This is a genomic window from Labrenzia sp. VG12 (genome assembly GCF_002237595.1).
Lineage (GTDB): Bacteria > Pseudomonadota > Alphaproteobacteria > Rhizobiales > Stappiaceae > Roseibium.
The window spans coordinates 3,279,733-3,301,045 of record NZ_CP022529.1 but is presented as its reverse complement, the minus strand read 5'-3'; the positions used below and the strand labels follow the sequence as shown (position 1 = coordinate 3,301,045).

The 21,313-nt window shown below is 61.8% G+C and carries 19 protein-coding genes; 7 read left to right on the top strand and 12 right to left on the bottom strand.

Going from position 1 to position 21,313, the window contains the following annotated elements:
- Positions 1-165 precede the first annotated feature (165 nt).
- From iolD to CHH27_RS15240, 6 genes are all read right to left on the bottom strand, one after another.
- The gene (iolD, locus tag CHH27_RS15265) at positions 166-2,007 is read right to left on the bottom strand and encodes a 3D-(3,5/4)-trihydroxycyclohexane-1,2-dione acylhydrolase (decyclizing) (RefSeq protein ID WP_094072353.1); all 1,842 of its coding nucleotides are present in this window, start codon (positions 2,005-2,007) and stop codon (positions 166-168) included.
- Positions 2,004-3,950: a 5-dehydro-2-deoxygluconokinase gene (iolC, locus tag CHH27_RS15260; RefSeq protein WP_094072352.1), complete on the bottom strand. Its 1,947-nt coding sequence runs from the start codon at positions 3,948-3,950 to the stop codon at positions 2,004-2,006. Before iolC ends, iolD begins: the two co-directional genes overlap by 4 nt.
- Before the next feature lie 31 nt (positions 3,951-3,981).
- Positions 3,982-4,761, bottom strand: coding sequence for an ATP-binding cassette domain-containing protein (locus CHH27_RS15255; protein ID WP_094072351.1), 780 nt, complete (start codon positions 4,759-4,761; stop codon positions 3,982-3,984).
- Position 4,762: 1 nt separating this feature from the next.
- Complete coding sequence (locus CHH27_RS15250) at positions 4,763-5,905, bottom strand: ABC transporter permease (protein WP_094072062.1); 1,143 nt, start codon at positions 5,903-5,905, stop codon at positions 4,763-4,765.
- Positions 5,906-6,095: 190 nt separating this feature from the next.
- Positions 6,096-7,037: a sugar ABC transporter substrate-binding protein gene (locus tag CHH27_RS15245; RefSeq protein WP_094072350.1), complete on the bottom strand. Its 942-nt coding sequence runs from the start codon at positions 7,035-7,037 to the stop codon at positions 6,096-6,098.
- Positions 7,038-7,182: 145 nt separating this feature from the next.
- Positions 7,183-8,025 (bottom strand): MurR/RpiR family transcriptional regulator, encoded by an 843-nt coding sequence (locus CHH27_RS15240; protein ID WP_094072349.1) that lies wholly within the window; start codon positions 8,023-8,025, stop codon positions 7,183-7,185.
- A 115-nt stretch (positions 8,026-8,140) separates the two neighbouring features.
- Between CHH27_RS15240 and iolG the strand changes: the two genes are divergently transcribed.
- A complete protein-coding gene (iolG, locus tag CHH27_RS15235) occupies positions 8,141-9,139 on the top strand; it encodes an inositol 2-dehydrogenase (protein WP_094072348.1) in 999 nt (332 codons plus the stop codon).
- A 202-nt stretch (positions 9,140-9,341) separates the two neighbouring features.
- Complete coding sequence (locus CHH27_RS15230) at positions 9,342-10,556, top strand: Gfo/Idh/MocA family protein (protein WP_247646112.1); 1,215 nt, start codon at positions 9,342-9,344, stop codon at positions 10,554-10,556.
- On the opposite strand, the gene CHH27_RS15225 is transcribed toward CHH27_RS15230, so the two are convergent.
- Positions 10,553-10,924: a helix-turn-helix domain-containing protein gene (locus tag CHH27_RS15225; protein ID WP_208988239.1), complete on the bottom strand. Its 372-nt coding sequence runs from the start codon at positions 10,922-10,924 to the stop codon at positions 10,553-10,555. The genes CHH27_RS15230 and CHH27_RS15225 overlap by 4 nt on opposite strands.
- Before the next feature lie 214 nt (positions 10,925-11,138).
- Here CHH27_RS15225 and CHH27_RS15220 point away from each other — a divergent pair, with 214 nt between their 5' ends.
- The 5 genes from CHH27_RS15220 to CHH27_RS15200 all read left to right on the top strand — a co-directional run bounded on the left by CHH27_RS15220 (position 11,139) and on the right by CHH27_RS15200 (position 15,991).
- Positions 11,139-11,858, top strand: coding sequence for a glutathione S-transferase family protein (locus CHH27_RS15220; protein ID WP_094072347.1), 720 nt, complete (start codon positions 11,139-11,141; stop codon positions 11,856-11,858).
- A 109-nt stretch (positions 11,859-11,967) separates the two neighbouring features.
- A complete protein-coding gene (locus tag CHH27_RS15215) occupies positions 11,968-12,585 on the top strand; it encodes an NAD(P)H-dependent oxidoreductase (protein WP_094072346.1) in 618 nt (205 codons plus the stop codon).
- Positions 12,585-14,471, top strand: a complete 1,887-nt coding sequence (locus CHH27_RS15210; protein ID WP_094072345.1) for a monovalent cation:proton antiporter-2 (CPA2) family protein — start codon at positions 12,585-12,587, stop codon at positions 14,469-14,471. Before CHH27_RS15215 ends, CHH27_RS15210 begins: the two co-directional genes overlap by 1 nt.
- Positions 14,472-14,494: 23 nt before the next feature.
- Positions 14,495-15,166 carry a DsbA family oxidoreductase gene (locus tag CHH27_RS15205; RefSeq protein ID WP_094072344.1) on the top strand — a complete coding sequence of 224 codons (672 nt, stop codon included), beginning with the start codon at positions 14,495-14,497 and terminating at the stop codon, positions 15,164-15,166.
- 627 nt (positions 15,167-15,793) lie between these two features.
- Complete coding sequence (locus CHH27_RS15200) at positions 15,794-15,991, top strand: hypothetical protein (protein WP_157738946.1); 198 nt, start codon at positions 15,794-15,796, stop codon at positions 15,989-15,991.
- A 57-nt stretch (positions 15,992-16,048) separates the two neighbouring features.
- On the opposite strand, the gene CHH27_RS15195 is transcribed toward CHH27_RS15200, so the two are convergent.
- The 5 genes from CHH27_RS15195 to CHH27_RS15175 all read right to left on the bottom strand — a co-directional run bounded on the left by CHH27_RS15195 (position 16,049) and on the right by CHH27_RS15175 (position 21,298).
- The gene (locus CHH27_RS15195; protein ID WP_094072342.1) at positions 16,049-17,950 is read right to left on the bottom strand and encodes a beta-galactosidase; all 1,902 of its coding nucleotides are present in this window, start codon (positions 17,948-17,950) and stop codon (positions 16,049-16,051) included.
- 210 nt (positions 17,951-18,160) lie between these two features.
- Entirely contained in the window at positions 18,161-19,000 is an 840-nt protein-coding gene (locus tag CHH27_RS15190; protein WP_094074776.1) for an SMP-30/gluconolactonase/LRE family protein, read from the bottom strand.
- Positions 19,001-19,005: 5 nt separating this feature from the next.
- Positions 19,006-19,620: a 2-dehydro-3-deoxy-6-phosphogalactonate aldolase gene (locus CHH27_RS15185; protein ID WP_094072341.1), complete on the bottom strand. Its 615-nt coding sequence runs from the start codon at positions 19,618-19,620 to the stop codon at positions 19,006-19,008.
- Positions 19,617-20,537, bottom strand: coding sequence for a 2-dehydro-3-deoxygalactonokinase (locus CHH27_RS15180; RefSeq protein ID WP_094072340.1), 921 nt, complete (start codon positions 20,535-20,537; stop codon positions 19,617-19,619). The genes CHH27_RS15185 and CHH27_RS15180 overlap by 4 nt, the downstream gene beginning before the upstream one ends.
- On the bottom strand, positions 20,534-21,298 hold the full coding sequence (locus tag CHH27_RS15175; protein WP_094072339.1) for an SDR family NAD(P)-dependent oxidoreductase: 765 nt from the start codon (positions 21,296-21,298) through the stop codon (positions 20,534-20,536). The genes CHH27_RS15180 and CHH27_RS15175 overlap by 4 nt, the downstream gene beginning before the upstream one ends.
- Positions 21,299-21,313: the final 15 nt, after the last annotated feature.

Below are 21,313 nucleotides of genomic sequence, written 5' to 3'. Positions count from 1 at the left end.
CGTCATTGCAGGGCTTGACCCTGCAATCCACGCCGTTTCCGTGCCAAAGGCATGGAAGTGTTGGGTTCGTGAACGGCATGGATCCCCCGATCCAGTCGAGGGCAGGCCCATGGTCAAGCCATGGGATGACGAGGTGTGGAGTGGAGGCTTCTTGTTTTGCTCCCTTCACTCCACAAGGCTCTGATCCTTCAGCGCTGCGACATAGCCTTCGCGCGCCGCCCGGACCTGCGGTCTTTCGGAGACTTCCGGAACAGCCACGTCCCACCAGTGGCCGCCACCGGCTTCGCCGGGCCCGTGCATCGGGTCCGTGTCGATCACGATCACCGTTGGGATCGCACGCTCCCTTGAGGCCAGGATCTGCGCTTCCAGGTCGGCAATGTCCCTTGCCTTGACCGCATGAGCGCCCATGGCGGCGGCATGGGCAACGAAGTCGATCTCCGGCTGGGCCTCGACATTGCAGTTCTTGTAGAGATTGTTGAACTGCTCCCCGCCGGTGCCCATCTGCAGCCGGTTGATGCAGCCAAAGCCGCGGTTGTCGGTCAGGACCACCGTGAACGGCACCTGCCGCATGACGGCGGTGGCAAGTTCCGAATTGGCCATCATGTAGGAGCCGTCGCCGACAAAGCAGACCACATCCCGCTCCGGCTGCGCGAGCTTCACACCCATGGCGCCGGCAATCTCGTATCCCATGCAGGAAAAGCCGTATTCCATGTGATAGCCGCCCTGCGGCGCCTGCCACAGAAGCTTCAGCGCGCCGGGCATGGTGCCTGCCGCACACATGGCGATGGTCTTGTCGGTCGAGGTCCGCTGGACGGCTCCAATCACCTCCGCATCGAGAGGCAGATACCCCTCCGGCACATCCGTGCGGGCGCTGCAATGGGCGTCGACCCTTGCCAGCCAGTCGAGGCGGGCTTCAGGATCGAACGCGCCGGACTGGTAATCGCCGAGAACAGCCGACAGGTTTTCCAGCGACACTTTGGCGTCGCCGACTACACCGACTGCACCGTGTTTGTCGGCGTCATAGCCCTGCACGTTGAGGGAGACGAGCTTGCGGCCCGGCTCCTTGAACAGCGCCCAGGACCCGGTGGTGAAGTCCTGGAAACGGGTGCCGACGCCAATCACGAGATCGGCGGCTTCGGCAAGCGCGTTGGCGCTCGCAGCACCATCGACACCGGCAGCCCCAAAGTTCATCGGATGCGCCTGGGCGAGGGCTGACTTGCCGGCCTGGGTCTCGATCACCGGAATGCCGTGGGTGGAAGCGAAAGCGCCCAAGGTCTCTTCGGCCCGGGAATAGACAACACCTCCACCGCAGACGAGGACGGGCCGCTTTGCCTCCTTGATCAGGGCAGCGACATCGGCAATGTCGCGTCTGTCAGGCTCGGGCCGGCGGATACGCCACACCTTCGGTTCGAAGAAACTTGCCGGATAATCGAACGCCTCGGCCTGGGTGTCCTGGCAGAAGGACAGGGTCACCGGGCCGCACTGCGCCGGATCGGTCATCACGCGGAAGGCACGGGGCAGCGCGGTGAGCAAGTGTTCCGGTCGGCTGATCCTGTCGAAATAGCGCGAGACCGGCCGGAAGCAGTCATTGGCCGAGACCGTGCCGTCGTCGAAATCCTCGACCTGCTGCAGGACCGGGTCGGGCGCGCGGTTTGCGAAGACATCGCCCGGGATCAGCAGCAGCGGCAGGCGGTTCACATGGGCAAGCGCCGCAGCCGTGACCATGTTGGTGGCGCCCGGCCCGATGGAGGAAGTCACCGCCATGGCACGCGTGCGTTTCTTCGCCTTGGCATAGGCAATGGCCGTGTGGGCCATGGTCTGTTCATTCTGGCCGCGCCAGGTCGGCAGGGCGTTGCCGGCCTGCTCCAGCGCCTCGCCCAGCCCGGCCACATTGCCGTGGCCGAAGATCGCCCAGATCCCGTCAATGAAGCGCTCGCCGTCTTCGGTCATTTGCGCCGACAGGTAGCGGACCATCGCCTGGGCCGCGGTCAGTCGAAGGGTGCTCATGCAGGGGTTCCTTGGGTGTCGTTGAAACGGGCCTGTGCGCGGGCCTCGTCCCAGAGGCTGCAGAGGCGTTCAAATCGGGTGCTCATGTCGGCAACAGCGTCTTCATCGGAAAGGTCACCGGCCAGCCACTTTCGGGCCGCATCGGCGAAGATCGTGCGTCCAACGGCGAAGCCCTTGACCAGACTGAACTGAGCGGCTTCGGCAAAACTTGCGGCCAGCTGGTCTTCCGGGGCGTCCAGACCCAGAACGACAATTCCGCGCGTATAGGGATCATTCTCGGTGATGGCGGCGCAGGCCCTGGCCCAGGCGGTTTTGGACGTCATGGGTTCCAGTTTCCACCAGTCCGGATAGATGCCGATCTCGTAGATCCGCCGGATGACGTCGGCCGTGGTGTCGTCGTTGACGGGGCCCACCTTGGAGGGAATGACCTCCAGAAGCATTTCCAGGCGGTTGCGCCGGCAGGCCGCGAAGAGGCGCTTGAGCACGTCTTCCTGTTGCGCCTTCATGGTGTCCGTGTCTTCCGGATGATAGAAGCAGAGCACCTTGACCACATGCTCCGCAGGCCATTCGGCCAGGCCGCCGAAATCGGGTCCGATTTCCGGTTCAAGCGTCAGTGGCCGGGAGGCTGGCCACTCCACCGGATGACCGATCCAAAGACCCGTTCCGGCGGCCTGATAAAGGGCCTCTCGGCCGAGGCGGCTGTCGCAGAGGATGCCATAGCCGGGCTGGCCGCCGGCGACGTTCTTTGCCGCATCAAGACACAGTGCCTTGAACGAGCCGATCCGGTCGTGGGCCGCGCCGGCCTCGTCCGCCATCTGCTCCAGCTGGATGCGATGATCGAAGGCGAAGACCCGCATGGTCGACCAGTCGCCGCCATGGGTGAACCGGCGGTTGGTCGACCAGTGGATCTGCTCCAGGTCCGGATCCTTGCGGAGGGCCTTGTCCCTGACGCCGCGCTTCAGGAAAAATTGCAGTTCCTCCCAGCTCGGATAGGCGGGGGTGCAGCCATGGCGGGAGACCGCAAAGGCGCCACAGGCATTGGCATAGGTGAGGGACTTGACCCAGTCCTCGCCTGTGATCCAGCCCTTCAGCAGACCGGACATGAAGCCGTCGCCAGCGCCAAGCACGTTGAACACGTCAATCGGAAAACCCGGGCCGGAGACACCGTCGTCGAGACTGTCCGGAATGGCGCCTTCAAAAGCGGTGGCCCCCATCGGTCCGCGTTTGCAGACGAGGGTAGCGCCAGACACCTTGCGCACGTTCCGGAGCGCCTCGATCGTGTCGGTGGTTCCACCGGCGATATGGAACTCTTCTTCCGTGCCGACGATCAGGTCGAAGAGATGCAGCGTCGATTGTAATTTCGCCGTGACCTTGTCGGAGGCGATAAAGCGGTTCTCACCGTCGCCGTGGCCCGACAGGCCCCAGAGATTGGGCCGGTAATCGATGTCGAGCGCCGTCTTGCTGCCATTGCCGCGGGCGAGCCGGAGCGCCTTCAGAACGGCGGCTTCCGTTTGTGGATGGCTGAGATGGGTTCCCGTGGCCACCACCGCCTTGGCCGAGGCGATGAAGGCCGGGTCGATGTCGTCTTCACAAAGCGCCATGTCGGCGCAGTTCTCGCGGTAGAAAATCAGCGGGAACTGTTCCTGGTCGCGAATGCCGAGAAGCACCAGCGCCGTCAGCCGCTCCTTGTCCGTGACGACGCCTTTGGTATCGACCCCGTGCCGTTCCAGTTCCTCACGGATGAAGCGGCCCATATGTTCGTCGCCGACACGGGTGATCAGGCCGGACTTCAGGCCAAGACGCGCCGTGCCGGTGGCCATGTTGGTGGGGGAGCCGCCGATATACTTGTTGAAGCTGGCCATGTCCTCCAGGCGGCCGCCCACCTGCGCGCCATAGAGGTCGACCGACGAGCGGCCGATGGTGATGACATCGAGTTTGGTCACGTGCACATTCCGTCCGTTTGGATCTTTCCCGTCAGATTGTCCCGCCGAGGGAACCTTCGAGTTCTGCGAGTTCCTGTCCGCCGGCCATGAGGTCCTGAAGTTCCTCGGCCTTGATCTCGCCGCGGGTGGCGGTGCCGAGGGTCTTGCCGCGGTTTAGCACGGTGAAGCGGTCGCCGACAGCCATGGCATGGCGGACATTGTGGGTGATGAAGACCACGCCGATGCCCTTCTTGCGCACCTTGTCGACGGTCGCCAGGACGTTGGAGGTCTGGCGGACACCAAGGGCAGAAGTCGGCTCATCGAGGATCAGCACCTTGGCCCCGAAATAGACCGCCCGGGAGATGGCCACCGTCTGGCGCTCGCCGCCCGACAGCGTGCCGACCGCCTGGTCGGGCGAGCGCAGATGAATGCCCATCCTGGCCATCTCGCTCATGGTGACCTCGTTTGCTTTGGCAAAGTCGAAGAACTTGAACGGGCCGATGCTCTTCTGCGGCTCGCGCCCCATCCAGAAATTCCGCGTCACCGACATCAGCGGGATCATGGCCAGATCCTGATAGACGGTGGCAATGCCGGCATTCATGGCATCGCGCGGGCTGGAGAAGTTGACCTCCTTGCCCTCGATCAGGATCTTGCCTTTCGTCGGCTTGTGAACGCCGGACATGGTCTTGATGAAGGTGGACTTGCCGGCGCCGTTGTCGCCCAGAAGGCAGTGGCATTCCCCCGGCTTGACGGACACGGTGACGCCGTTGAGCGCAATCACCGGGCCGAAGTGCTTTTCGATATCGACGAGTTCGATCAATGCATCGGACATCTTAGCGTTCTCCCGTGATCATGCGGCGAATGTAAGTGTTGAGGATCACGGCGAGCAGCAGGATCACACCGAGGAAAACGCGGAAGAGAGAGCTTTCAACGCCTGCAAAGAACAGGCCCTGCTGGACGACGCCGAAGACGAGAGCGCCGAGGGCGGCCCCGATGACCGAGCCGTAGCCTCCGGTCAGAAGCGCCCCGCCAATGACCACGGAGATGATCGCCTCGAACTCCTTCAGAAGACCGCGGTCGGCCGCCGCCGAGCCGAACTCCATCACCTGGCAGGTGGCAAAGACGGTGGCGCAGAAGGCGGAGAACATGAACATCAGAACCTTCACCCGGTTGACCGGAACGCCGACATAGCGGGCGGCCTGGGCATCACCGCCGGAGGCGAAGATCCAGTTGCCGAAGCGGGTGCGGGTGAGGAGGAAGTGACCGAAGATGATCAGGATGATGGCCCAGATCATGAGCATCGGGATGCCCTCGACCACGGGCTGACCGGCCTTCGGCCCGGCCACGAACTTGCCGACGACGCCCAGATCGGCGAGCCAGACAAAGAGGCCGTTGAAGACCTTGCCACCGAAGAGCCAGGCGATGGGATCGCCCTCGGCCGCATCCTTGACGCCGCCGATGATGGTTTTGCGGGTGGTGGCGATGGCGGTGAAGATGGTCAGGCCGCGCAGGATGTAGAGAAAGGCGAGGGTGACGATGAAGGAGGGCAGGCCGGTCTTGATGACGAGGTAACCGTTGAGGGCGCCGATGGTGAGCGCCAGGAGGAAGGCGACGACGATGGCGAACCAGACGGGGTAGCCCCATTGCACGGAGATGAGGGCAATGACGATGCCGGAAAAGCCGATCATGGAGCCGACGGAGAGGTCGAACTCGCCGGCGATCATGAGAAGACAGGCGCCGACGGCGATGATGGCGAACTGGGCGGCGACGGTGCCCCAGTTGATGATGCCTTCGGGGGCGAACATGCCGCTGTCGCGGGCGATGGCGACGAAGAACATGAAGACCAGGATGGTGCCGCAGATGGCACCGAGTTCGGGTCGGATCAACGCCTTGCGGAGCGCCGACATCTCGCGGACACGTTCGTCCTTTTCGGGCGCGGCCGGATCTGGCGCTGATGGCGTCTGTGTCTCAGACATGAGGTTCCTCCTGCGGTCCGGTCAGCCGGCCGCCTTGACTGCTGCGGCCCGGCCGCTTGGTGTGTTCCGGATAGGGGCGCTCGACCGCGGGCATCTGCCCAAAGGAGCGCGGGTCGTTTCAAAGTGGAGAGGCAGCAAGCCGCCTCTCCAGTTGGCCGCAAAGGCTGTCGGATGTGGGCAGAAACAGCCCTTAGCGGTATTCGCCTGCGTATTTCTCCACGAGGGCAATGTTGCCTTTGGTGACGAAGCCCGGGCCGGAGTTGATGGAGTTGCCCGGAACCACGCCGTAGCGGGAGAGGTTCGTCAGGATGACCACCGGCAGGTAGCCTTGCAGGTAAGGCTGCTGGTCGATGGCAAAGGCAATCACGTCGGACTTGATGCCTTCGGCGATTTCACCGGACAGGTCGAAGGTGCCGAAGTGGATCGAACCGGACTTGCCCATTTCCTCAAGCGCGGCCAGCGTCGGGTGCGCGGAGGTCGGGCCAAGCGTCAGGACGCCGTTGGTGTCCGGGTTGCCCTGCAGGTAGGCCATGACCTTGGACTTGATTTCGGCCGGGTCCTGGCCGCTGTCGATCATCTGGCCGCCGAGTTCCACGCCGAGTGCATCTGCATAGCCCTGGCAGCGCTCAACGGAGGCCGGGTTGGTGATGTAGTGATTGACACAGAGGAAGCTGGTGACCCCGGCCGCCTTGGCCTTTTCGCCTGCCCCCTTGCCGGCGTCATATTCCGGCTGGCCGACATGCATCAGCGCGCCGAGTTCCCGGGACTGGTCCTGGGTGCCGGAGTTGATGGTGATCACCGGAATGCCCTTGGCAACCGCGTTGGACAGCGGGCCGGAGAGGACGTCGTAGTCGGCGATGGTTGCGATGATGCCGTCCGGGTTGGACGCGGAAGCCTGTTCGATGATGCGGGCCATGTCGGCCAGGTCACCGGTCGGCGGGTTGCGGTATTCCACCTCGACGCCCATCTGGTCGCCGGCAACTGCAATCGCGTTCTTGATGGTGTTCCACCAGCTGTCACTGTCCGGCGCATGGCTGACAAGCACGAAACGCTCGCCCTCTGCGGATGCCGGAGCCGTCAGGCCGGTAAAGGCAACGGCGGCAGCTGCCATTGCGATCAGTGTCTTTTTCATCGTGTTCCTCCCAGAACGTTACTTCGCGGGCCTCAATGTGTCCCGCCCGCGGTTCAGAAGTCGTGGGTGGTCCCGGTCTGCCGAAACCACTTTTGGAATTTAAATTCTATTTTTTGTTTATTGCAACAGATTTTTTCCAAAATCGTCAGGAGCGGTTGCGCTGCGCCCCCACCGAAACGGCCAAAGCGATGGCCAGAGAAAGACTTGCAGAGAGCGCACGGAACGCGCCGACATCCAGTTCCGAGACCAGCAACTGGATCGCCTTGAGCCGCGCGAGCGGGCTGGTGACCACGTCCGTGATCGCGACAATATCGGCCCCGACAGCGCGGGCCCTGGTGGCCATGTCGATGGTCATCTCGGTGTAGGGTGCAAAGGTGACGGCAATGACGGCATCGTTCGGCCGGATCAGATGCTCCATGTTGATGCTGGCGATGCCGGAATGCAGGACAGCCGGTACATCCATTTTTTCAAAGGCATAGGCGAGGTAGGAGGTCACCGGAAAAGCCCGGCGGAAACCGATCATGTGAATGGTTTCGGCACGCGCCAGCACGTCGACCGCCTGCTGAAGCGACGTCGGGTCGACCGTGGTCAGCAGGTTCTCAAGGGACGAGCGTCCCACCTCAACAAATTCGGCCAGAAGCGCGGACGGCGATTCGGTGCCGTGTTCCCTGAGCTTCGCCAGGCGCGTTGCATAGTCCGGCCACTTCTGGGAATAATTGGAGCGGAACAGTTTCTGCATTTGCGAAAAGCCGGAAAACCCCATTTCCTGGCAGAAGCGCATGACGGCAGAGGGTTGCACGTCCGCGCCTTCGGCGAGCTCCGCGACGGTGGAGACCGCGACGCGGTCGGGGTTGGCGGCGATGAAGTCGGCAAACTGCTTGAGCCGTTTTGGCAGCCTTTCGGCCGTGGCGCCGAGACGCTTGAAAAACGCGTCGATGGTCTCGGGCGGCGAGGAGGGGAGAGGGGCTTCCGGTTCGGTTTCGGGCATCCGTTTCTTCTTTTCCGACTTGACACATTCCGTGGAAAGTGATTTTGGAATTTTTATTCTATATTTGCAAGATGGTCCGGTCATGACGCCGCGCCAACACCCGGGAGGAATACACATGGCCGTCAATGTTGCGCTGCTCGGCGCCGGGCGTATCGGCAAGGTCCACGCCAAGGCCATCGATGCGACCGCTGGAGCAAAACTCGTTGCCGTTGCAGACACCTTCCCGGAAGCCGCCGAAACGCTGGCTGCCGCCTATGACGCACGTGTCGGCAGCATCGACGAGATCGCGGCGGCCGGTGATGTCGATGCGGTGGTCATCTGCACGCCGACCGATACCCATGCCGACCTGATCGAACAGTTCGCACATGCCGGCAAGGCCGTCTTCTGCGAGAAACCGATCGATCTGTCGCTGGACCGGGTCAAGGCCTGCCTCAAGACCGTCGAAGATCTCGATGCCACCTTGATGATGGGGTTCAATCGCCGTTTCGACCCGCATTTCAGTGCGGTCCGCGCCGCGATCGATGAAGGCCGCATCGGTGACGTGGAGATGGTTCAGATCACCTCGCGCGATCCGGGCGCGCCGCCGCCCTCCTATATCCAGGTCTCCGGCGGCATCTTCCGGGACATGACCATCCATGATTTCGACATTGCCCGTTTCCTGCTGGGCGAAGAGGTCACCACCGTCTATGCAACGGCGTCCGTTCTGGTCGATCCGGAAATCGGCAAGCTTGGTGACTATGACAGCGCCAGCGTCGTTCTGACCACGGCGTCCGGCAAGCAGTGCTCGATCTCGAATTCGCGCCGGGCAACCTATGGCTATGACCAGCGCATCGAGGTGCACGGTTCCAAGGGCAGCGTATCTGCTGAAAACCAGCGGCCTGTCTCCATCGAGGTGGCGACCGCGGAGGGCTATCTGCGTCCACCGCTGCACGACTTCTTCATGACCCGTTACACCGAAGCCTATGCGGCCGAGATCACCGCCTTTGTCGAGGCGATGGAAAAAGGCGTCAAACCCTCGCCGAGCGGCGAGGACGGGTTGAAGGCGCTGGCACTGGCCGAAGCGGCGCTGAAGTCGGTCGCCGAACGTCGGGCCGTTGCTGTCGACGAGATCTGATCGAAGGAAACTTAACCCCGTTTGTTTGTCATCCCATGGCTTGACCATGGGATCCATACCGGTGCGGTCCCAGTTGTCAACGATTGCTTGTGGGGCGGTCACGGAAGGGATTACCGGGTCAGGCCCGGTAGTGACGAACAAAAAAAGTATCGAAGACAAAAGCGTGGCGCTGTCCTAAAGGACGGGCCGCGGACACGTGAACTTGCTGCCGCCCCTTCGAGACGGACCTGTCGGTCCTCCTCGGGATGACGTCTTCACCTGGGTGGCAAAGAAGCTACAGGAGATCCGGGACATGGACAGCCTCGGCATTGGATTGATCGGCACCGGCTTCATGGGCAAGTGCCACGCATTGGCCTATGGCTCGGTGAAAGCCGTTTTTGGCGACGTTCCGCCGACCAGGCTGGAAGTGTTGTGTGATGTGCCGTCCGAGAAGGCCGACGCCTTTGCGGATCAATTCGGTTTTGCGCGCGGCACAAGTGACTGGACGGATCTGATTGCCGACCCGAAAGTCGACATCGTCTGCATCACCACGCCGAACAAGGTCCACCGGGACATGGCCATGGCCGCGCTGGAGGCAGGCAAGCACGTCCATCTGGAAAAGCCGATGGCGCTGACGCTGGAGGATGCGCGCGAGATGCTGGCGCTTGCGGAGAAGACAGGCGCCAAGACCATCGTTGGCTACAATTACCTGCACAATCCCGCCATCGCACATGCGCGCAAGCTGATTGCCGAGGGCGCCATTGGCCGGATCGTGCATTTCCGCGGCATGGTCGACGAGGACTACCAGGCCGACCCGGAGCTGGCCTGGACCTGGCGCGCCACCAAGGCGGATGCAGGGCTCGGCACGCTTGGCGACCTCGGCTGCCATCTGGTCTCGCTGGCAACAGCCATGGTCGGGCCGGTCGAAAGCCTGATCGCCGAAACGAAAACGGTGCACGAGACCCGGCCGATGGGCGATGGTTCCAGCGAACGGCGTCCTGTCGAAAACGAGGACATTGCCTCAGCGCTCCTGACGTTTCAGAACGGCGTCCATGGCGTGATCTCCACGTCGCGCAGCGCCTGGGGCCGCAAGAGTTACATCGGTTTCGAGGTTCATGGCACGAAGGGCATGCTCACCTTCGATCAGGAACGCATGAACGAGTTGCGCCTTTACCAGAACCGCGGGCCGCTGGCCGAGCAGGGCTTCAAAACCCTGCTGACCGGACCGGCCCATCCGCCCTATGGCCAGTTCGTTCCAGCGGCCGGCCACCAGCTCGGCTTCAACGATCTGAAGGTGATCGAGGTGCACGAATTCCTGCGCGCCATTGCCGAGAACCGCCAGGCGGTACCGTCCTTCAAGGAAGCTCTGCATTTCGAGGCTGTCATCCACGCGATTGCCGAAAGCGGGGCGAGCTGCGCACGGGTCAGCGTCCGTTAAGCCAGGTCTATCTGGTCCCGGGGCAAGGACTCGGACCAGATCCTGAGCGCATCCAGGAAGGACAGGGCGGTTTGCCCGAATTCCGTGATCTCGTATTCGACCGAGACCGGAGCGGTCTGCAGAACCGTGCGCGAGACAAGGCCGCGCTCGTCCAGCTGACGCAGACGCTCGGCAACCATCTTCTTGCTGGCACCACCCAGCATGCGCGCCAGGTCGTTGAAACGCACCGGGCCATCCTTCAGGTGCCACAGGATCGAGCCGGTCCATTTGCCGCCCAGAATGCGCATGCCACGTTCGATCGGGCAGGGGCCTGCACAGGCGTCGCTGACCACCCTGCGGCGGCCTTCCGTCTTCAAATGTGCATCCAAGATCGTGTCCTCAACTAGGTTACCAAAAGTATACTGGTTGATATTTGTTTCCTTATCTCTCATCTGTGCAGCGAGATCAAGACGGCGCACAGTCTGAAGCGCCGAACCCAGCGGAGGGAGTTGCACATGGCGCATGGTCTGATCATCAACCGGCAGCCGGCTGAATTGAGTGCCGACAGCGGGGCGAAAACCGATTTCTGCAGGGAGGCCGGTCATGTCGAGGCCTGACATTCATCTTTATACAGCCGCCACGATGAACGGTTACAAACCGGTGATCTTTCTGGAGGAGGCCGGGGTGCCCTACGACCTGACCTTCATCGACTTCTCGAAGAAGGAACAGAAGGCACCGGACTACATGCAGCTCAATCCGAACGGGCGCATCCCGACGATAGTCGACCGGAGCAATGGTGATTTCCCGGTATTCGAGAGTGGGGCCATCCTCTGGTATCTGGCGGAGAAATATGGCCGGTTTCTTCCCGAGGACCAGAAAGCCAGATCGGAAACACTGCAATGGCTGATGTTCCAGATGGGCGGCATCGGGCCGATGATGGGCCAGGCCATGTATTTCCAGCGCATCGCGGCCCCCAACGGTCATGAAGAGCCTTTTTCCATCAAGCGCTATGTCGATGAAACCCGCCGGCTCCTTGAAGTGCTCGACACACGCCTTGACGGGCGCGACTGGCTCGCCGGGGATCAATACACGATTGCCGATATGGCAACCTATCCCTGGGCGCGGGCTTATGTCTGGGCCAAAGTGTCGGTCGACGGGCTGGACAATCTGAAAGCCTGGTTCGACCGGATCGATGCCCGACCGGCGGTCCAGAAGGCTTTGACCATTCCGAAGGCGCAACCTGCCTTCTGGGGAGACGCGGATGAAAGTGAATTCCTGAAGGAAAACGCTGCCCGTTTCGCCAGTGACGTGAAAACAGACTGAAGCGACGACACCGGAATTTGTCGGCGAGGCGCCGACGCTCTACCTTCAAGGAAACGTTGAGGGCCAGCCCGACCGGCTGGTCCTTTCTGTCCGCATATCGGGGGCTCCATTGGCCAAAGTTCTTGTTCTATTTGCCCACCCGCGACCTGACCGGTCCGAGGTGAATCTGCCGCTCTTTCAGACCGCGCAATCCGTGCAGGGCGTGACTGCGAAGGATCTTTATGCCGAATATCCGGATTTCGGCATCGACGTCGACAGGGAACAGGCCCTGCTGGTCGCGCATGACGTGATTGTCTTTCAGCATCCGCTCTACTGGTATTCGACCCCGTCCATCCTCAAGGAGTGGCAGGACCTGGTTCTGGAACACGGATTTGCCTATGGGCTGCACGGCAAGGCGCTGCGCGGCAAGACCCTGTTCAACGCGTTGACGACCGGTGCCAAGCCGGAGGCCTATTCCGCTGATGGCATGAACCATGCGGATCTGCGCAGCCTGCTGGCCCCGTTTGAAAAGACGGCGGACCTGTGCGGCATGCGCTACCTGGCGCCCTTCGTGATGTTTGGCGCAGGCCGGGCGGACGAGGAGAACCGGCTGAACATTCACCGCAATGCCTATGACGATCTCCTGAAAGCCCTGGTGGCGGACCGGTTCGATCTGGAAAAAGCGTCCAGCGCAGCCGTCCTGACGGACGTGCTCGATGACTTCATTCTGAAAGGGGAGGCTGTCTGATGGAGCTTTTGAGCGCAGCCTTCGTCTATCTCTGTGCCGCGGTGATCGCGGTGCCGATTGCCAATCGCCTCGGCCTCGGCTCGGTTCTGGGCTACCTGATTGCCGGTGTGGTGATCGGGCCTGTTATTGGCCTGGTCGGATCCGAAACAACGGATGTGCAGCATTTCGCCGAATTCGGTGTGGTGATGATGCTGTTCCTGGTCGGGCTGGAATTGAAGCCGGCCATGCTCTGGAAAATGCGTCAGCAACTGATCGGGCTCGGCGGCCTGCAGGTGGTCGGCACGACGGCAGTGCTGGCCGGGTTCGGCATCGCCTTCGGTCTGGCCTGGCAGAGCGCGCTGGCGCTTGGCATGATCCTGGCGCTTTCCTCCACTGCCATCGTGCTGCAGACGCTGAACGAGAAGGGCTGGCTGAAGACGCAAGGCGGGCAGAGCTCCTTCTCCGTCCTGCTGACGCAGGACATTGCCGTGATCCCGATGCTGGCGGTGCTGCCGCTGTTGGCGCTCGGTGGCAGTCACGGGGCGGACAGCCACGGCGATGGCCACGGAGGAGGTCATGGCGGCGAAGCGCTGGCCTCCCTGCCTGGCTGGGTCCAGATGCTGGTCATCCTGGCGGTGATTGCCGCAATCATCATTGCCGGCCGCCATCTGTTGCGCCCGATCTTCCGATTCATCGCCGAAGCACGGCTGCGGGAAATCTTCACCGCGACGGCTCTGTTGCTGGTGATCGGCATTGCCCTCCTGATGGATTTTGTCGGCCTGTCGCCCGCGCTCGGCACCTTTCTGGCTGGTGTTGTCCTGTCGGACAGCGACTACCGGCACGAGCTGGAAGCCGATATCGAGCCTTTCAAGGGACTACTGCTCGGCCTGTTCTTCCTGACCGTCGGGGCCGGTATCGATTTCAACCTGCTCTTCGGTGCGCCGCTTGTCATCGTCGGTCTGGCCCTTGGCCTGATGGCTGTGAAATTCGCGGTGCTTTTCGGGCTCGGCATGCTGTTCAAGCTGCAGGGGGCGGACCGCTGGCTGTTTGCGCTGGGTCTGGCGCAGGCCGGTGAATTCGCCTTTGTCCTCTTCGGCATTGCCTCTGGCAGTGGCGTTTTCGAACGGGATCTGCTCCAGACCATGACGCTGGTCGTGGCGATATCGATGCTGCTGACACCGGCGCTCTTCATCTTCTACGAAAAGGTCGTTGCACCGCGAGCGGTGGCCTCGTCCGACCGCGAGCCTGACGCGATCGACAGCCGCGGGCGTGTCGTTGTTGCGGGCATGGGCCGCTATGGCCAGATCGTCTCGCGCATGCTCATGACCAGCGGCTATGACGTGGTCATTCTGGACCACGATCCGCAGACCATTGATAACCTGCACCGCATCGGCATCCGCACCTTCTATGGCGATGCCACGCGGCCGGACCTGCTGCATGGAACCGGTCTCGACGATGCGGATGTTTTCATCGCGGCCGTCGACGACCGGGACAAGCAGACGCTGATGGTCGAGCATGTCGCCAAGACCTATCCGAAGGTGAAGATCCTGGCGCGCGCCCGCGACCGGCACCATGTCTATGAGCTGGAGAATGCCGGTGCACATTATGCCGAGCGCGAGGTGTTCGAAGGGGCGCTGTCTCTCGGACGGCAAGCGCTCGTTGAACTCGGCCGCCATCCTTATAGGGCGCGCAGCAAGGCGCAGGAGTTCCGGCATCACGATCTCGCGATGCTCGACGATCTGCGCACGAACTACAATGACGGCGGTGTCGACAAGTCCTATATCGACGCGATGCGCGCCCATTCCGAGACGATGTTCGAAATCATGCGGGCGGATCGCGGCGAGGACCGGCATGAACGGACGGAGCGGGGCTGGAACCCGCCACCCAAAGGCGATGCGACGCTCTGAGGGCGGAATACAAGGAGAAACTCATGACTGAGACGACCGACCAATCCCTCGATGATGTCCTGCAGATCGACATCGTTTCCGATGTGGTCTGCCCCTGGTGCATTGTCGGTTTCAAGCAGCTTGAACAGGCCATTGCAGACACCGGCATTTCGGCGGCGATCAAGTGGCACCCGTTCGAGCTCAATCCGGACATGGCGGACGAGGGCGAGAACCTTCGAGAGCATATCATGCGCAAATACGGGTCCACCGCAGAGCAATCCGCGGCCGCCCGTGACCGTCTGACTGCGGTGGGTGCGGATCTCGGGTTCGAGTTCCGCTTTACCGATGACATGCGCATGGTCAACACGTTCAAGGCGCATCAGCTGATCCACTGGGCCGGACCAGACGGCAAGGAACACCCGCTGAAGATGGCGCTGTTCGAGGCCTATTTCAAAGATCGCAAGGATCTGAATGATGATGCCGTCCTGGCCGACGTCGCTGCGACGGTCGGGCTTGACCGGGCTGAAGCGCTCAAGGTGCTGGAGGATGGGCGCTTCGCCGACACCGTCCGCCAGGAAGAAGCCTTCTGGACCGGAAACGGCATTCAGGGTGTTCCGGCTGTCATTTTCGAACGGCGGCACCTGATCACCGGGGCGCAGGGCGCTGACAATTATGCGTCGATTATCCGACAGCTGGTGGACGGCGAGGCGGCATAGGAAGCGGCCGCCTGTACACGATGTCATCCCCGCGAAAGCGGGGATCCCGGACCCTTCATCCTTTGACGTAGTGCCCGCAAGTGAGCGCCCAGGACTCCTGGGTCCCGGGTCTTCGCTGCGCTTCGCCCGGGATGACAATTAAAAGGAGCGCGCTGTGGCGCGCTTTTCTGTCTTCACAGCTTCTCGAACAACACGCCTGCCGCTTCGACCCGCCCTGCCGGCGTGTCCGCAACCTCGGCGCCGCAATTGACCTAGATCCTGAGAGCTTCCCTATTGTGGCAGCGAACATTGCCCGACGGTTCAGTGGATACGATATCGGCTTCCTCACAGAGCTGCCCATAGATCCGCTGCAGGCCTGTTCGTCGTCCGAGTTGAACAGCCGTCGGGACGCAGCAGGTGTTCCGACCCGCTGCCTTTCGAGATTCATTTCGCTCGCACGACGCTCGGGAAGGTCCGGCGGAATTTGCCGAAAACAGGAAGCTTCTTTTCTGTTTCGCGAATCCCGGGCAATATAGTTAACCTTGCAACTCATTTAACGCATTGAAATTAATGCTGAAAATTTGTCATGAAGGACTGGCTTCCGGTTTGCCACTTGTATTCCAGGACACTCTAACTGGAGGCAATGACATGACGCTCTATCTTTCCGACACGGTGAAAAACAACAAGCGCCAGAACAGACCTTGTCAGCATACCGGCTTGAGAAAATTCCCGACCACAAAACTCGGTCTGGCGAGCCACTACAAGCCTGTCGGGATTGCAGCCTTGTCTGCGGCAGCATTGTGCATGAAGACCGCCCGCAAGGCCGAGAGGCGAACTGTCAGCTGACAGGAGCGCGGACAATGCGACAAGAGCAAGAGGGCCGGGGTTTTCCGGCCCTTTCGCTTATTTCGGCTCAAACAAGACACCAGCCGCCTCAATTCTACCTGCGGGTGTCTCGGCAGCGTCGGCGCCATAATTGACCCAGATCCTGAGATCGTCTGTATCGCGGCAACGAACACCACCCGAAAGTTCAGTGGTTCCGATACCGGCTTCCTCGCAGAGTTGTTCATAGATCCGCTTGAGGGCATGTTCATCACCCCAGCCGCCGACATAGGTCAGGTTCTCCTGACGGATAACGGCCGGCTCACCGGTTTCCAGTTCCAGAATTGTTTCTGCGGCGGTTTCCAGCTCCTCGCGATAGCCGACAAAAGCCCCTCCGCCTTTCAGCGGCATCGGCATATCCGGGCGCAGGCTTTCCACGCGCGACACGGCGAGCTCCAGGCCGGGCATGTCGGGTGGCAATGGAACGGGAATGACCATATCGGCATTGCGGGCGGCGGAACGCGGGCCCAGCACGACGTCCGCATCGGCTTCCGCCAGAGCCTGTTTCAGGTCCTGGGGCATGTAGATCAGGCCGGGGGCGGCCACGATCTTGTAGCCAGTGAAGTCCCGGGTCTCACCGCGCAGGATATCCACGGAAAGACCGAGTTTGCGCAGCGCCTTGTATGTGTCGAAGACACATTGGAAATAGGAGAGGCCTGCCCCATGCGGCTGGGTCGCCCAGGCAAAATCGGCGTCATAATCGAAGAGAAGGGCAACGGGTGCCTGCGGCGCGGAAACGTCCGGGGCCTTGCGCAGTTCATCTGCCACCTTCCGGGCCTCGATCAGCGCGGGCGCATCGGCATTGTCCGGCCGCAGCATGCCGGCATGCATCTGTTCCTGGGCAAAGGGAGCCTGGCGCCAACGGAAATAGCAGACCGCCTCGGCACCGTGGGCATAGGCCTCCCAGGCCCAGAGCCGCATCATGCCGGGCAGGGGAGCCGGATTGTATGGGGCCCAGTTGACCGGGCCTGGCTGCTGTTCCATCACCCACCAGCGGCCTTTGCCGACGGCGCGGTAAAGATCGTGGTGGAAGGCCTGAAAATCCGGATCGCCCTGGCGCATATAGGTCCGTTGATGACCGGCATCGGCGCCGACCCGGTCTTCCAGAAAGCCGAGCGGATAGCTGTCCCAGGTGGCGATTTCGAGATCATCACCGACCTTGAAATGATCGAATTCGGTGATCCGGCCCATGTAGTTGTGGCTGATCGGGGCATCTGAATGCGCCCGGATGATGTCGACCTGGCGCTTGTTGAAGACGGCGACCTGATCGGAGGAAAACCGCCGAAACGCAAGCGTGTGCGACGGGTTCGGTTCGGTCACCGTCAGGTTGGGCAGATCGATCTCGTCAAAGGACGCGTAGTCCATCGACCAGAACACATTGCCCCAGGCGCGGTTGAGGGCCTCTATCGAACCGTATCGGTTCTGGAGCCAGATCCGGAAGCCCCGGCGGGCTGCTCCTGAATAGGAGATGACCGTGTCGTGGCAACCATATTCATTGTCTGTCTGCCAGGCCGCCACATGCGGGTTCCTGCCATAGCGCTCGGCGATCAACCGGACGATCCGGTCACTCTCTTCCCGAAAGCCCTCGTGGGAAAAGCAGTAATGTCTGCGGGAGCCGAACTTGCGCGGGTGACCATTGGCGTCGACGGCGACCATGTCGGGATGTCTGTCGATCATCCAGCGCGGCGGTGTTGCCGTCGGTGTGCCGAGCACGACCTTCAGACCCGCCTGGCCGAGCGTGTCGATGGCACGATCCAGCCAGTCGAATTGCAGATCGCCCGGAGCCGGTTCAAGCCGTGACCAGGCAAACTCGCCGATCCTGACCCAGGTCAGGCCGGTTTCTGCCATGCGGCGGGCATCCGCCTCCCACATCTCTTCCGGCCAGTGCTCCGGATAGTAACAGGTGCCAAGGGTGCGTTTCATGACGATTGCTCACTGATGCTTCGTGCTGCGACGCTCATCCGAGTGTGGATGCGTCGCCAGACATTCGGTGTCTTCCCTGCGAAGACAGGGAAAGAAAACCCTTTGCAGGGCCATTGAATTGTTGCCTTTGCCGTTGTCCAGGAGGCCTGGGTTCCGAAACTTCGCTACGCTCCGTCCGGAACGGCAATGGTATGGGATAAGGTGTCGGTCCTAAAGCGCCACACGGTGCTCGTTCTGGCCCTTGGCGCCGACTTCTGCGACATAGGTCCTGCCTTCCTCCTCCCCGGAAAGGCCGTCGGCGGCCGTCGTGGAAAAGAGCGACGTTAGGTCACTTCCGCCAAAGGCTGGGCAGGTCGCCTGTTTGCCCGGCAAGGAAACGGCATCGACAAAGCGGCCGTCGGGGGTGTAGCGGGCGACCCGGCTCGCACCCCACTGGGCGTTCCAGAGACACCCGTCTGCGTCGACAACGGCCCCATCCGGATTGAGATTCTCTGCGCTCAGATCCACGAAAGGTTCGGGGCTGCCTGTCGGCCAGCCGGCATCGTCAAGCGCGACCTTCTGGATGACCTGCGTTTCCGTATCGGCGAAATAGGCGGTCTCACCGTCCGGGGCAAAGCAGATGGCGTTGGAAATGGTGATGTCTCCAAACAGCTTGTGGAGCTGGCCGTGCTGGAAGCGGTAGATCGCGCCGGCGCCCTTTTCGGCGTTGATGCCCATGGTGCCGATCCAGAAGCCCCCTTTCGGATCCGCCCGGCCATCATTTGATCGGGTGACCGGGTTGTCGGCTTCCAGGTCGCAGAGCTTTTCCGAAGCACCCGTGTCGAGATTGAACAGGAACAGCTTGCTTTGGCTGGCAATCATCAATTCGGACCGGTTCACCCAGCCTGCGGCCGACACATATTCGTCGAACTGCCAGACCAGCGGTGTGTCACCCTCACGGGACAGCAATTGCCGGTTCAAAATGTCGAACCAGAACATCTGTTGGCGCTCGGGATGCCAAAGCGGTCCCTCGCCAAGAGTGCACCGGCGGTCATCAAATACCCTGGTCATGAAAGTCACCCGTTGTCAGAAACCGCCGCATCATAGGCTGCAACAATCGTTTCCGCACGGCTCCTGATCTCCGCGACCGAGAAACCGGGCTTGTAGAGCGCGGTGCCGATGCCGAAACCGGCGGCGCCGGCACGGATCCAGTCGGTAAAATTGTCTGGGCCGGCACCGCCGACTGCGTAGGTCGGCGTTCCCTTCGGCAAGACCGCCAGCATGGCCTTGAGGCCGTCGGGGCCGATCTGGGCCGCGGGGAAGAACTTCAGTCCGTCGGCGCCGTTGCGCAGGGCAGTGAAGCATTCTGTTGGCGTCATGACACCTGGAAACGAAGACATGCCACAAATCTTGGTGGCGCGAATGACATCGGGATTGCAGTCCGGCGAGACGATCAACGTGCCGCCAACGGACTTGACGTCGTTCACCTGGTCAGGTTCCAGGACCGTTCCTGCACCGATTTCAGCGCGGTCGGAGAAGCTCGCAGCCATGGAGCCAATGCTTTTCAGAGGGTCGGTCGAATTGAGCGGGACCTCGATGCGGGTGATGCCGGTGTCGATCAGCGCTTCGGTGACGGGAAGTGCTTCGTCCGGTGTAATACCTCGCAAAATGGCGATCAGATTGCGGCTCATGATGATCCTTTGGAAAAAGAAGAATAGGCAAGCGCAAGGCCGCGCAAGGTGATGCTGCCGGCATCCAGCATCTGCACCTGATAGCCGAGACAGCCAAGGGCGCTGCGATAGCTTGTGGCGATCCTGTCGCTTCCGAGCAGCACGACATCGTCCAGATTGAAATTGTCACGCACGGCTGCGAGTTCGGCGCCGATCAAAAGCCCGGACAGGCGGCCGCTGGCCTCTTCCGGTGTTTGGCCGGCGATCAGGCCGGCAGCACGTACGGCGAACAGCTCGGACGCAAACCCGGAGGGCGTTTCGACCGTTCTGACCACGGCGTCCCGGAACGTATCCATGTTGAGAGTGCCACTGGCCAGTCCGTGACGCAGGACCGAGTGTTCGGAATAAAGGGCGAAGCTTTCGCCGGTCATGAAGGTCTGGAAGCGTTCCACCCGGCCATCCTTCAGGGCGACCCATTTCGAATGTGTGCCTGGAAGGCAAAGGGTTCCGGAAAAGGCGGTGTGGTCGGCCAGAAACCCCGCGATCTGGGTTTCCTCGCCGCGCATGACGTCTGGCGGAGCCATCTGCTTGATGCCTGGCAGTATGCGTACGTCAAGCCGCGCGTCGTCGGATGATAAGATCGTAGCGTCGTCAATTGTTGGCGGTGCACAAGGCGCGGACTTGTAAGGGGCCTCTGCCCAGCCCTGACGGGAACCGGCCATGCCGCAGATGATGACGGGCAGACTGCCTTCTCCGGGAAGAAGGTCGGAAATCAGGTCCAGCAGGGCCGGTTCGAACCCATCCCTGTTGAGCTTGCCCATGCCCCTGTCCGACTGGCGGTGCGCGCGTATGTCACCAGCAGCGTCAAGCGCCCAGATACGCAGATTGGTCGTACCCCAATCCGCTGCGATCCAAGCAATTTCCGTTCCCGTTGTCATCCCGTCACCACGACGCCACCGTCAACCACCATGGATTGGCCGGTCATGGCCTTGCTGGCCCTGGAGGCCAGGAACAGCACCGGATCGATCATGTCTTCCGGCGCCAGTTCTTCCTTCAGACACTGGCGGCCGATGTGAGCAGCGAGGCCTTCCGGCGTCACCCACATGTCCTTCTGTTTCTGGGTCAGGACCCAGCCTGGCGCGATGGCATTGACACGGATGTTGTCCGGGCCGAACTCGCGGGCCAGGCTGCGGGTCAGGCCATTGATGCCGGAGTTCGCGGTCGTGTAGGCCGGATATCCGGCGTTGCCCATCATGTAGGAAATCGAGGTGAAGTTGACGATCGAGCCGCCGCCGGCGGCCCGCATTCCCGGCACCACGTGCTGACAGGCAAAGAAATAGGCTTTCAGGTTGATCGCCTGGGACCAGTCCCAGAATTCCTCGTCGACTTCCTCGGTCGTGTGCCGCTTGTCGTTGGCCGCATTGTTGACCAGCACGGTCACCGGACCGTGTGCTGCCGCGGACTTGTCGAGAGACGCCTTGAGGGCTGTCATGTCGGTGATGTCGCACGGGAGATAAAGCGGCCGACGGCCGTGCTTCTGTTCCATCTCGTCGCAAAACGCCGAGGCGTCGGAGCGCTGCACGAAGGCGACCTTCGCCCCCTGGGCGAGAAAGCCGTCGGTCAGGGCTGCGCCAATGCCGGAGCCGCCGCCGGTGATGAAAACCGAAGCGTCCTTGAGATCCGGAAAATTCGCGTACATGGACGGTCCTCTGTT

Excerpts from the sequence above, each read along its gene's own strand:
- iolD (WP_094072353.1), bottom strand. The coding sequence starts at position 2,007 with ATGAGCACCCTTCGACTGACCGCGGCCCAGGCGATGGTCCGCTACCTG.
- CHH27_RS15255 (WP_094072351.1), bottom strand. The coding sequence starts at position 4,761 with ATGTCCGATGCATTGATCGAACTCGTCGATATCGAAAAGCACTTCGGC.
- CHH27_RS15250 (WP_094072062.1), bottom strand. The coding sequence starts at position 5,905 with ATGTCTGAGACACAGACGCCATCAGCGCCAGATCCGGCCGCGCCCGAA.
- CHH27_RS15245 (WP_094072350.1), bottom strand. The coding sequence starts at position 7,037 with ATGAAAAAGACACTGATCGCAATGGCAGCTGCCGCCGTTGCCTTTACC.
- CHH27_RS15240 (WP_094072349.1), bottom strand. The coding sequence starts at position 8,025 with ATGCCCGAAACCGAACCGGAAGCCCCTCTCCCCTCCTCGCCGCCCGAG.
- iolG (WP_094072348.1), top strand. The coding sequence starts at position 8,141 with ATGGCCGTCAATGTTGCGCTGCTCGGCGCCGGGCGTATCGGCAAGGTC.
- CHH27_RS15220 (WP_094072347.1), top strand. The coding sequence starts at position 11,139 with ATGTCGAGGCCTGACATTCATCTTTATACAGCCGCCACGATGAACGGT.
- CHH27_RS15210 (WP_094072345.1), top strand. The coding sequence starts at position 12,585 with ATGGAGCTTTTGAGCGCAGCCTTCGTCTATCTCTGTGCCGCGGTGATC.
- CHH27_RS15205 (WP_094072344.1), top strand. The coding sequence starts at position 14,495 with ATGACTGAGACGACCGACCAATCCCTCGATGATGTCCTGCAGATCGAC.
- CHH27_RS15200 (WP_157738946.1), top strand. The coding sequence starts at position 15,794 with ATGACGCTCTATCTTTCCGACACGGTGAAAAACAACAAGCGCCAGAAC.
- CHH27_RS15195 (WP_094072342.1), bottom strand. The coding sequence starts at position 17,950 with ATGAAACGCACCCTTGGCACCTGTTACTATCCGGAGCACTGGCCGGAA.
- CHH27_RS15190 (WP_094074776.1), bottom strand. The coding sequence starts at position 19,000 with ATGACCAGGGTATTTGATGACCGCCGGTGCACTCTTGGCGAGGGACCG.
- CHH27_RS15185 (WP_094072341.1), bottom strand. The coding sequence starts at position 19,620 with ATGAGCCGCAATCTGATCGCCATTTTGCGAGGTATTACACCGGACGAA.
- CHH27_RS15180 (WP_094072340.1), bottom strand. The coding sequence starts at position 20,537 with ATGACAACGGGAACGGAAATTGCTTGGATCGCAGCGGATTGGGGTACG.
- CHH27_RS15175 (WP_094072339.1), bottom strand. The coding sequence starts at position 21,298 with ATGTACGCGAATTTTCCGGATCTCAAGGACGCTTCGGTTTTCATCACC.